Source organism: Nitrospinaceae bacterium (assembly GCA_018669005.1).
Lineage (GTDB): Bacteria > UBA8248 > UBA8248 > UBA8248 > UBA8248 > UBA8248.
In genome coordinates this window covers 25,203-35,525 of the sequence record JABJAL010000092.1, presented here as the reverse complement: position 1 = coordinate 35,525, position 10,323 = coordinate 25,203, and the positions used below count along the sequence as shown (strand labels likewise).

The window sequence follows — 10,323 nt, the reverse complement described above, 5'->3', positions numbered from 1 at the left end:
CGGACGGGTCATCAACCACCGCCGATAAAATCGTTACGGCTGCGCCCGCCTCTCGGTGGCGGCGAATCAAATCCTCGAGCGTTTCGGGACGAAGGAGCGGCACATCCCCGCAGAGAAGTAATACATCGCCCGATCTTTTTTCAAGAACCGACAGGCCGATCGAGGCTGCGTGCCCCGTTCCCAGCTGCTCGGCCTGATGGGCAAAAAGCAGATCCGAATCGCCACCAGAGAACACCTCTCGAACGCTGTCAGCCTGATGCCCAACGACGAGCGAGATAGGTTGGGCACCGGCACCTCGCGCCAACCTGACCACGTGTTTAATAAGAGGCTCATTGGCAAGGAGGTGAAGAACTTTCGCGATTGGCGATTTCATTCGCGATCCCTTGCCCGCCGCAAGAATGATGGCGGCGAGAGGGCGAGATTCTTCGGGCATCCGGCCTACCTTTCCCTGGAGCGCGATCTACCCGGCACACGCCGAACCAGGCCAAGCTCACTCAACCTGCGCCGTAGGGTGTTTCGGTTCATCCCTAGAAGGCGGGCAGCCTTGAGCTGATTACCGCCACTTTCATGGAGCACGAGTTCAAGCAAGGGCTTCTCGACGCTTCTAATCGTGTGGGAGTAAAAATCGCTGTCCTGACCATCGCGCAGGCAAGACACCACCGAGGCCAGACGCTCCCGGAAGAATTCCTCGATGTCACTCACCTTGCGCACCTCCTTTGAGGGCTTCAGATCGTCCACCGAAATGGAGCGGCCATCCGTCAACAAATAGGCACGCCATAGGTAAAGCTCTAGCTGGTTCTCATTGCCCCACCAACTCTCCGAGGTCAGATATTCCTCGGCTGCGGGCGTTAGCGCCCGGCGCTCGCCGCCCACACGGCTGGCCAACTCTCCGAGAATGGCGTCCGCCAGCTCAGGGATATCCTTTCGCCTCTCCCGGAGGGGCGGGATACGAACGACAAGGGCTTTTCTGTCTTTCTCAAGGCGCGGGAAAAAATCATCTTCAAAAAGGCGCTCGGGGTCCTGTGTCTGGCCAAGAATCAGGCGAAATTCCGGGCTGATCCCATCGGAGCAAGTGATTTCGGCCAGGCGTTTTTGGAGCGCAGGAGACATCAACTGGGCATCCTCGATAAACAGCGAGCCCCCCAGGCGAAGAAGCTCACCCTCATCTCCCTTGCCCTGCTCAAGACGGGTCAGTGCCTTGCCAAGCGCGGCGGCGGGCCGCTGGGAAGCCTCCCAGTGTAAAAGCGGATGCCGCAGACCAGGATATTGATGGTGCGCCGCCCGGGCCAGCTGGAGAAAATTCGAGCCTTTCTCACCACGGGCAAGCACAACACGATATCTCTTTCCTGCACGCTTAATGGCCCTGTTGAGCCGCTCAGCCGGTGCACTTGAGCCTGGGACACCGCCCCTGGGCCCGCTTTCACGGAATTCAGTACGCAGCCAACGCACTTCACGACGGAGTATCCCCTCCTCGGTGAGAGAGTGAACAAATTGCACCACTTCATCGGGATGAACATCATCGACCAGCACCACGCGGGCACCCGCCTTGAGCCCAATCGAGGCCAGCGCCTTATCCTCGGGGCGAAGGACCAAACCCATCGTTTTTCCTGCCTCGCGAACACCTTTGAGCTTGGATATATGACCCTCATTCGATACGGCAGCAAGAACGAAGTCGCATTGCGCAAGTCGTGCTCCCGCCGCATCGAGAGTAGGAGCGCTCTCGGCATGCATGCCAAGCGCCCTGAGGTCTTCAAGAAGTTTTTCCCGCGCGCCCGAAAGAGGCCCGATAAACAGCAGTCGGCCGAGTGAGGCAGAACTTTTTTTTCGCTCAACCATGGGATTTCTCCGTAACACGCTCTAACCTAAAATAAGGGCCAAGGCGTGATATTCCATCAAAAATAACTGAAGCATCAACTGCCACCAAGTCTACTCCCTCAAGGCGGGCAAGCAGTCGACCGGCCCCTTCAAGCTCTATCATCGCGAGCAGGTAGGGGGCGTCCATCCCCCCAGGCGCAATGTGGACCTCCGTGAAGCTGTACACGCTACCTCGACCTGAGATTGCTTTTTCCGTTAATTCCGAGCCACAAACACCACAACTACCCACGCCATCGAAATGAATTCGGTCGCAGTGCTCACAGATATGAATGGACATGCCTTCAGCCATCATGCGCACGCCCGCAGAATATGCACAGCGCATGTCGCTCCCGAGCCACCCAGATTGTGAGCCAACCCGAACTCAGCGCCCGGCACCTGGCGGGCACCCGCCTCACCGCGAAGCTGTAGGGCTATCTCGCATATTTGTGCAACGCCTGTCGCACCTACCGGGTGCCCTTTCGCCTTGAGGCCCCCGCTTGTGTTCACCGGCATGGCACCGCCCAGAGCAGTTTCCCCCTCACGCGCAGCACGACCACCCTCACCCTTGGGATAAAATCCAATATCCTCAAGCGCAATAATTTCGGCTATAGAGAAGCAATCATGCACCTCGGCCAAATCTATATCCTCAGGCTGAAGACTGGCTACCCGGAATGCTTCCTCAGCCGCACGAACAGTGGCCCGGAGTCGGGTAATGTCCCGACTCGCCGAGAGCGCGGGCGGCCCCGATGCCTGCGCAGAGGCCAAGACACTGACTGGCGTCGCATGGAGATCAGCAACCATCTCGTCTGGACACAAAACCACTGCCGCTGCGCCATCGCTTATTGGAGAGCAGTCGAGCATGCCGAGCGGATCCGCCACTGGCCGCGCCTCTAGCACTTCTTGCACGGTAATCTCTTTTCGAAAATGAGCCTTTGGGTTTAGCATCCCGTGTGAATGATTTTTCACAGACACACCGGCCAAGTCCTCACGCGTCGTACTGAACTCGTGCATATGCCTTTTCGCCATCAAGGCAAATAGCGCCGGAAAGGTAGCGCCTCTTGCGCCCTCTGTCACCCAGTCTCCGGCAGCAGCCAGAACCTCGGCTGTCTTTGTCGTGCTCGTAGAGGACATCTTTTCAGCGCCGGCAACGAGAACCATATCAGCCGCCCCCGAAGCTACTGCCTGCACCCCTTGCCGCATCGCCAGCCCTCCCGAGGCACATGCGCCCTCTAAACGCGTACAAGGCACCGGGCCCAACCCGGCGGCATGCGCAATCATCGGGGCAAGGTGACTTTGTCCTGTAAACGCCTGTCCGGCGAAATTACCCAGAAAAAAAGCATCGACCCGCTCGGGGGAGATACCACCATCCGCCAGGGCAGCGCAGCAAGCCTCTGCACCCAGGCTCACAATTCCCTCGGGAAGAGCCCCGAAGTCGGTGATGCCGATTCCGATGATAGATACGCTTCTCATAATAGAGAGATCTAAGCCTCTTTAACCGTTTTCCGGTGATCAACAAAGCGCTGGGCCTTAAAAGTCGTACGCTCAAACGAGCCCGGCGCAAGCAACTCAATCTCGGGTGTCACCTGGAGCGTGCCCCTTAGCTTCTCCCGCAAGCTACCGAGCAAACTATCCTGTGAATTGCCAGACAACGCCTCGGCGACGACAACACAGCGATCCCGACCCGTTGCCTCATCGGAATGCATCTCAACGCGAAACTCGTTACTAAGCTCAGGGAAGCTACGGACAATATCCTCGACCTGAATCGGGTAAAACTTCGCTCCTCGGTAAATTATGAGGTCGTCATGGCGACCTAAAATTCCGCCCGGCGAGCGAAGGTGGGTTCGGCCACAAGAACTGGGCGAGTTCTCGACACGCGCATAGTCGTTCGTCCAATAACGGAGCATCGGGGTCGCCTCGCGAGTAAGGTGGGTAATGACGAGAATCCCCACCTCCCCTTCGGGCACGGGCTTTTTCGTGTCCTCGTCGAGAACCTCGATAATGTGGTGATCCTCGGCCCAGATGAGACCCGACTTCGCCACCGACTCGCTCGCGAAGGTTGGTCCAATCTCGCCAAGCCCAAAATAATCATAGGCATCGATTCCGAGCGCGCCCTCGATGCGCGAGCGGGTAGAGGGATTCTGGGCACCCGCCTCTCCCCCAAATGCGCCAATTTTAAGATTCTCGGCAGCCGATTCCATTCCGCTCTCACGGAGTTTTTCCCCGATATAAAGCCCGAAACTCGGGGTGCTGAGAATCACTGTCGAGCCGATGGTGTCCATATAGAATATCTGGCGCTCGGTCTGCGTTGCGCCAATGGGAATGACAAAACAACCGATTTTTTGAGTCGCATAGTGGACGCTCATCCCCGCGACCCAAAGACCGTAGCTAAAAGCGTTTTGGACGATATCCCCAGGCCGCACCCCGAAGCTCCACATCGTCCTCGCGGTGAAATCAGCTATATTTTCGACGTCTTTTCGGCTCCATATAGTACCTACCGGCACGCCGGTTGTGCCCGTGGATGGGTGTAATTCTCCCCAAGAATCAGGAGGCGCAACGGTATAGCGCCCGAAGGGCGGGTGCGCTTTTTGCTCATCGCGGAGTTCTTGCTTGGTGACGGTAGGGATTTTCTCGATATCAGAGAGGGTGTGAATACCATCCGAGCCCACTCCCGCCGCATCGAGACGTTCGCGATAAAATGGGGACTCCTCGTAGCATCGCCGAACCTGCCACTTGAGGCGCTCAAGCTGAAGAGAAGCGAGTTCATCGCGCCCCATTCGCTCGATCTTCTCGTCCCAGAAATCGCCTTTCGGAATTTCACTCATCAGGGGGCGGCCTTTTGGAAACAACAAAACACCTGCCGACCCGGCGAATAGCCGGATGAACAAGTGCTAAATAAATCTTAATAAATGTGGATTCAGGTTCGTATAAAAAATAAACATGATTCTCACCCGCGCCAGGTTTGGCTCGCCTCCAAGCCAAACAAAACGAAAACTGAAAAACCAATTTCCAGGCAATCAATTCCACAGGGAGATCGATAAAAATTATTCTGATCTATCTCTGATAAGGATGGAGGTACGCTAGCATAGCTGATATATCATGTGCAATAGATTTGAAGGTCAGGAGAGTGTTCTGGGTCACATAAAAAATAACCGAAAATTATTCAGGCAGATATACAGGTACCAGCAGCCCTTGGATCAGCCAGGGCCTGTAGAAGTGACTCTAGGACTTCCCCGATATCGACCTCTTTGGAAAGATTCATCACAAAACCCTCGATCAACTCACGCCGAAGCCACCCGGCGATAACGGCCGCTTCCTCAAGCTCTTCTTTTCCGGGAATCTTTGCATGCGAAGCTTCACCGAAAAACACTGCCTGAATACGGGCAGCTAGCTCCTCGACAGGCGGCGCATTGCGATCAAAATCCAATTCGTCCACGAGGATACCGTCGTGGATGAAATAACAAATACGTTTTTGCATCGATTCGCCCGGCTCAATAATAAGAATGTTCCTGTTCTCAACGGATGGCCCCGAGAGCGAATGATTTTGAGCCAGGTGCCGCAAACGGCCTAGATTCCGCTTCAACTGACTGGGGCTAGGCCCTTTCTTGGCCCAGGCCTCCTCAAGGAGTTTTAAAAGGCTCTCCTCGCTGGTTTTCCGCATACGGCCCTCAAGCAGCCTCTGTAGGCGCTCAACCAGCTTTTTATAGAGTGCCGCGGGGACATCTGGCCCAGGATCGGCCTCGGCCTCGCCACCGCTTGAGCGTTGAACGCGCTTGAGGGGAAATACACCATTTATCGCACCCAGCATATCGCGAAGCTGGGCCTGCTTTCTAAACGGACCATAGTGGACAGCACCATCTATCGACAAATGGTTCACGGCATAGGCCCGAGGATATTCGCTTCCAAGGCTAAGCTTGAGGAACCCCGTTCCCGACACCTGCCCCGCACCATTCATTCCCTTGGATTTTCGCCTGAGTCGAATTGCCTGAATGGACATGCCCAGTTCGCTCTCAATCCTGTGGGCCTCAACCTTTCGAACAGTTCGCAACTTTTGGACAAGCTTGGTTGCCGAGCGATTTTTGGGATAAAAAATATCCCGGACCGCCCGTTGTATGTCCGTCGCCTTGCCGGAAAACACTGTTTCACTCTTGTCATTCAGCAAACGGTATACGCCCCGCTCGGGGGGCAAGTCATCAAGCGTTACAGGATCGATGGAAATTCCCTCGGCAAGAGATGGAGGCTCCTTCCCCGAGGCATCCTGATATTCAATTACATCCTCAAGGGTTTTGAGATCGAGAAATTGGAGAAGATTCATAAAGCGGAAAAATATATCCGCCGTCGTTCTTGCATCCCCGAGCGCCCGATGGCGGTCATTGGCCGAATCATCTAGAACCAGAAAAGTAGAAAGGTCTCCAAGATTATAGCGGCCAGCTTTGGGCAAGAGACGTTGCGCAAGTTTGAACGTACACAGAACATCGGATGAAAAATCCCGGCTTAAATATTCTCTCGCAAAATAACGAATAAAATGAAAATCGAAATTAGCGCAGTGGGCGATAAAAACCGAATCACCCAGAAAATCAAGAAACGAGGGGAGCACCTCGGTCAGCTCAGGCTGATCGACGAGCATGGCATCGGTAATCCCTGTCAGACGCACAACACTCCAGGGTATCTCTCGGCCCGGATTAACCAGCTGATGGTACTCATCTACGATCTCGCCGTCCTGGAGTTTTACGGCAGCCAGCTCTGTGACTCTGTGCTGGGGTGCACGACCGCCTGTGGTCTCTATATCAACAACGGAGAAGGTAGTGTCCGGCAAAAAATTCTTCGCCATACCAGCGCCATTCGCCTTCAAGCGCTCCTTGGCCGCCTTGAGGGCCTCCTTGGCACCTTTCTCGGAGCCATTGGACTCAAGCAGGGGCGCGAGAATGGCTTCGGCAGCCTTCTCTTCTAAACTATCAATATTCAGTATTTTACCTGCGATATCGGAATAGGAAACGGGATTTCCCTCTTGCTTATTCGCCCGATGAATGGTGTCTCTCATGAAAGGAAACGTAACCGACGGACTAGGTTAAATAGGGCAGTACCACCTAGATTCATCCTAGCAGAATCAATCCAAGCGTTCAAAGGATCAGTGATAATCCTCAAAAATCGGCAGGGGCCGTAAAATTTCAATTTTCACCTGAAACATTGTTTCCAAGAGCCTACTCGACAGAAATAACCAGTTGCCCCAAAAATCCACTAATAAAGGGTATTTCAAGCCGAAATATCGCTCTCCCCCGCCATAAAACCCCTCGTGGGAGTTCGGCGCAATTCACCCCTCTCCCGTGATTTGGTATAACCCATGGAGGTTATATCCTCTTGACCCCGAGGTATAAAAAATTGTTTGGAAGCATAGGCATCCCAGAACTCCTTATCATCTTCGTCGTCGCGCTTGTCGTGATCGGGCCAAAACGCATGCCCGAAATCGCCAAAACCCTAGGAAAGGCCCTGCGCGATTTTAAACGTGCGACCTCCGATTTTCAGGACACGATCAATCTCGAGACCGACTACGACCTGGAACCAACCGAAACCGAAAAATCAGTTACAAAAAAGGAAGAAGAAAAAGACTCGAACCGCATCGATCCGGGCCCCCGGCCTGAGACAACCGATTCTCCCGAACCCCAAAAAGACTCTGAGGGACCAGGCGACGCTCCAACCGGCGAGAGGACAAAGTCGACGTGAGCGATGAAGTCTCCATGCCCCTAACGGGGCACCTGACCGAGCTGCGCTATCGTATTCTCATCATCCTGGGAACCATCTTCGGGATATTCCTCGTCGCTTATTTCTTCTCGGCCGAATTACTCACCTTGATTCAACGACCCATCGCCGGGCAAAATCTTATTTTCCTCTCCCCGACCGAAGCGTTTTTCGCACACCTTAAAGTCTCGATATACGCCGCCATATTCATAGGGCTACCAGTCTCACTTCTTCATATATGGAAATTCTGCGCGCCCGGGCTAATTTCCCGTGAAAAAAAATATGCCATCGTTTTCGTTGTCTGCTCATCGCTTCTATTCATGATTGGCGCTTTATTCTGCTATTTTTTAATCCTCCCCTACGGCCTGTCGTTTCTCATGGGATTTGCCACCGAGACCATCCAGGCCCAGATTGCCATCGGATTCTATATCTCTTTTGTTTTCAAACTTATACTGGTATTTGGCATTGTGTTCGAGGTGCCCCTCGTAATTATAATCCTGGTTCAAGCTGGCATAGTCACGCCTACCACTCTGACCTCGAACCGCAGCTACATCTATGTCGGCTCGTTCGTACTCTCGGCGGCCCTTACGCCCCCTGATGTCATCACTCAGATACTAATGGCCTTCCCGCTCATCATATTATTCGAGATCAGTATCGCTGCTTCAAAAGTAATTTTCCGCCGCAAGAAGGAGAAGGCGGAAAAAGGGTACGACTGGGATGATGATGACGAGGATGAAGAAGAGGAGGAGGAAGATTGAGCGCCCCCAACCCGCGCGGAACACTTGCCCCGGAGGAGCGCATTATCTGTGCGTTGGATTTGCCCACTCTCGATGAGGCGCTGGGCCTTGTCGATTCGCTTGATGGAAGCGTCAGCTGGTTCAAAATCGGGATGGAGCTTTTCACGAGCGAGGGGCCGCGAGCAGTCGAGGCCGTTCTGGTGCGCGGGGCTGGAATTTTTCTGGATTTAAAATATCACGATATTCCGGCCACGGCCGAGAGGGCAGTTGAGGTTGCGGGGGCTTTAGGCGTCTCGCTCTTGACCGTCCACGCCTCGGGCGGCCCGGCGATGCTCGAAGCATGCGCAAGGGGACGGGATAGGTGTCAGAGCCCGCCTGTAGTGCTCGCGGTAACGGTATTGACGAGTCTGGACGCAGCGGCACTCTCGGCCATCGGGATGGAGCGCGCCGTCGAGGAACAAGTGCTCCGGGCTGGAGGATTGGCCCGGGAAGCCGGGATCGACGGCCTTGTCGCCTCTCCGCGCGAGGTTGCGTCCCTTCGCCGGGAGTTGGGAGGGGACATCCTAATCGTGACGCCCGGTGTTCGTCTTGCCTCAGGAGGCCACGACGATCATGCGCGAGCCGAAACACCCCAGACTGCCGTTCGCGACGGCGCCGATCTCCTCGTCATCGGCAGGCCCATCCGGGACGCAGAGGACCCGAAGGGAGCCGCTCATGTATTTGCCCAGGCCATTGGTCAAGGGCTGAACGAGCGATAACGCGGCCAATATCTCCAATGACAATGCATGAGGACAAGGAGCGCCTTCATCTCATCATTCGGGGACGTGTGCAGGGGGTCTTCTATCGTGCCAGCACACAGACGCATGCCGAGAGTCTCAATTTAGTGGGGTGGGTTTCGAACCGCCCGGACGGCGCTGTTGAATTGGTAGCGGAAGGTCCCTCGCCAGCACTAGAGAATTTGGAAAGATGGTGCGGAAATGGGCCACCCATGGCCTGCGTCTCTGAAATTAAAGCGCAACGAAGTGTGGCCTCGGGCGAGTTTTCCTCGTTCGATGTGAGATAATCGCTGCCTAGACTCCGGTATAGCCAGTCCAGAAAATCAGATATGCGGAAAGAACACTCAGGTAGTTCGATATAATTAGAATTCCTACCGCCAAGAGCATGACGCTACTCCCAAGTTCCACGGCCCGGAAATACTTTTTGAAAGACTGGTAGAAGTTGAAGAAATAGCTCACCCCAAGGCCACTGAGAAGAAATGGCACGCCCAGGCCAGCCGAATAGGCCGCCAGAAGAGTAATGCCCTGGCCCGTTGTCTCTTTGGTTCCGGCGTACAGAAGAATGCTCCCCAGGATCGGCCCCACACAAGGTGTCCAGCCCGCCGCGAAGGTTACACCGACCACGAAACTACCCGCCCATCCTGCAGGCTTGCTGTTGAGGGTAATTCGCTTTTCTTGCGATAGCGCCGGAAAGAACACCGCCGCCGCCGCATAAAGGCCAAGGGCCATCAACACGCCACCAAGCGTTGGCGACTCTTTGAGGATTCCTAACAAGCCTGCCAGGAGCAGCACAACCGCCACTGCCGCTGCAAGGGCGGGGGGTAATTTTTTCAACGCCAACTGAAGTCTAAAATCCAGGGCGCGGTCTCCGATATAGAGGCCGAACATGGTGATGAAAATCCCGCCGCCGATCCGGATGCCATCCTGGTAGGAGAACAGCAAATTCCCCAAATAGGAAATGCTCGCACCCAGGGCGACGAATACGGCAGAGAAGCCGAGAATAAAGAAAAGTGAATTGATGAGAATCAATTGCCGGACGCCACGCGTCTCCCCGCCGTCTTTAATCTCTTCGTAGGAGAGTCCCGTGAGGTAGGAAATATAGCTTGGAAAGAGTGGTAAAACACAAGGAGAGACGAAACTCAACATCCCCGCCATGAACGCCAATCCAAAAGATACACTATCGCCTGGCATAAACCACCTCATTGCAGAGGCAAGGCGTGTAG

Annotated in this window: 11 protein-coding genes; 4 read left to right on the top strand and 7 right to left on the bottom strand. The window is 54.8% G+C overall.

The window, feature by feature from the left end:
- The 6 genes from HOJ95_14760 to HOJ95_14735 form a co-directional block, all read right to left on the bottom strand.
- A partial coding sequence (locus HOJ95_14760; GenBank protein ID MBT6395959.1) for an NTP transferase domain-containing protein occupies window positions 1-433 on the bottom strand: 433 nt, incomplete at its 3' end.
- Between the two features lie 5 nt (window positions 434-438).
- Window positions 439-1,836: a hypothetical protein gene (locus tag HOJ95_14755; GenBank protein ID MBT6395958.1), complete on the bottom strand. Its 1,398-nt coding sequence runs from the start codon at window positions 1,834-1,836 to the stop codon at window positions 439-441.
- On the bottom strand, window positions 1,829-2,167 hold the full coding sequence (locus tag HOJ95_14750) for a hypothetical protein (GenBank protein MBT6395957.1): 339 nt from the start codon (window positions 2,165-2,167) through the stop codon (window positions 1,829-1,831). The genes HOJ95_14755 and HOJ95_14750 overlap by 8 nt, the downstream gene beginning before the upstream one ends.
- Window positions 2,164-3,324, bottom strand: a complete 1,161-nt coding sequence (locus tag HOJ95_14745; protein ID MBT6395956.1) for a thiolase domain-containing protein — start codon at window positions 3,322-3,324, stop codon at window positions 2,164-2,166. The genes HOJ95_14750 and HOJ95_14745 overlap by 4 nt, the downstream gene beginning before the upstream one ends.
- An 11-nt stretch (window positions 3,325-3,335) precedes the next feature.
- Window positions 3,336-4,676: a phenylacetate--CoA ligase gene (locus HOJ95_14740; protein ID MBT6395955.1), complete on the bottom strand. Its 1,341-nt coding sequence runs from the start codon at window positions 4,674-4,676 to the stop codon at window positions 3,336-3,338.
- 338 nt (window positions 4,677-5,014) lie between these two features.
- Window positions 5,015-6,892: a hypothetical protein gene (locus tag HOJ95_14735; protein ID MBT6395954.1), complete on the bottom strand. Its 1,878-nt coding sequence runs from the start codon at window positions 6,890-6,892 to the stop codon at window positions 5,015-5,017.
- A 338-nt stretch (window positions 6,893-7,230) separates the two neighbouring features.
- On the opposite strand from HOJ95_14735, the gene HOJ95_14730 reads away from it, so the two are divergent.
- Genes HOJ95_14730 through HOJ95_14715 form a run of 4 tightly spaced genes read left to right on the top strand, consistent with a single transcriptional unit; the run spans window position 7,231 to window position 9,387 of the window.
- Complete coding sequence (locus HOJ95_14730; GenBank protein MBT6395953.1) at window positions 7,231-7,572, top strand: twin-arginine translocase TatA/TatE family subunit; 342 nt, start codon at window positions 7,231-7,233, stop codon at window positions 7,570-7,572.
- Window positions 7,569-8,345: a twin-arginine translocase subunit TatC gene (gene tatC, locus HOJ95_14725; GenBank protein MBT6395952.1), complete on the top strand. Its 777-nt coding sequence runs from the start codon at window positions 7,569-7,571 to the stop codon at window positions 8,343-8,345. The genes HOJ95_14730 and tatC overlap by 4 nt, the downstream gene beginning before the upstream one ends.
- The gene (pyrF, locus tag HOJ95_14720) at window positions 8,342-9,082 is read left to right on the top strand and encodes an orotidine-5'-phosphate decarboxylase (GenBank protein MBT6395951.1); all 741 of its coding nucleotides are present in this window, start codon (window positions 8,342-8,344) and stop codon (window positions 9,080-9,082) included. Before tatC ends, pyrF begins: the two co-directional genes overlap by 4 nt.
- 17 nt (window positions 9,083-9,099) lie before the next feature.
- Window positions 9,100-9,387, top strand: a complete 288-nt coding sequence (locus tag HOJ95_14715; GenBank protein ID MBT6395950.1) for an acylphosphatase — start codon at window positions 9,100-9,102, stop codon at window positions 9,385-9,387.
- Between the two features lie 7 nt (window positions 9,388-9,394).
- Here HOJ95_14715 and HOJ95_14710 read toward each other — a convergent pair whose 3' ends face one another.
- Entirely contained in the window at window positions 9,395-10,291 is an 897-nt protein-coding gene (locus HOJ95_14710; GenBank protein MBT6395949.1) for a cytochrome c biogenesis protein CcdA, read from the bottom strand.
- Window positions 10,292-10,323 lie beyond the last annotated feature (32 nt).

What these genes read in the sequence shown, in the direction of transcription:
- HOJ95_14755 (MBT6395958.1), bottom strand. Translation starts at nt 1,836, where the DNA reads ATGGTTGAGCGAAAAAAAAGTTCTGCCTCACTCGGCCGACTGCTGTTT.
- HOJ95_14750 (MBT6395957.1), bottom strand. Translation starts at nt 2,167, where the DNA reads ATGATGGCTGAAGGCATGTCCATTCATATCTGTGAGCACTGCGACCGA.
- HOJ95_14745 (MBT6395956.1), bottom strand. Translation starts at nt 3,324, where the DNA reads ATGAGAAGCGTATCTATCATCGGAATCGGCATCACCGACTTCGGGGCT.
- HOJ95_14740 (MBT6395955.1), bottom strand. Translation starts at nt 4,676, where the DNA reads ATGAGTGAAATTCCGAAAGGCGATTTCTGGGACGAGAAGATCGAGCGA.
- HOJ95_14735 (MBT6395954.1), bottom strand. Translation starts at nt 6,892, where the DNA reads ATGAGAGACACCATTCATCGGGCGAATAAGCAAGAGGGAAATCCCGTT.
- HOJ95_14715 (MBT6395950.1), top strand. Translation starts at nt 9,100, where the DNA reads ATGACAATGCATGAGGACAAGGAGCGCCTTCATCTCATCATTCGGGGA.
- HOJ95_14710 (MBT6395949.1), bottom strand. Translation starts at nt 10,291, where the DNA reads ATGCCAGGCGATAGTGTATCTTTTGGATTGGCGTTCATGGCGGGGATG.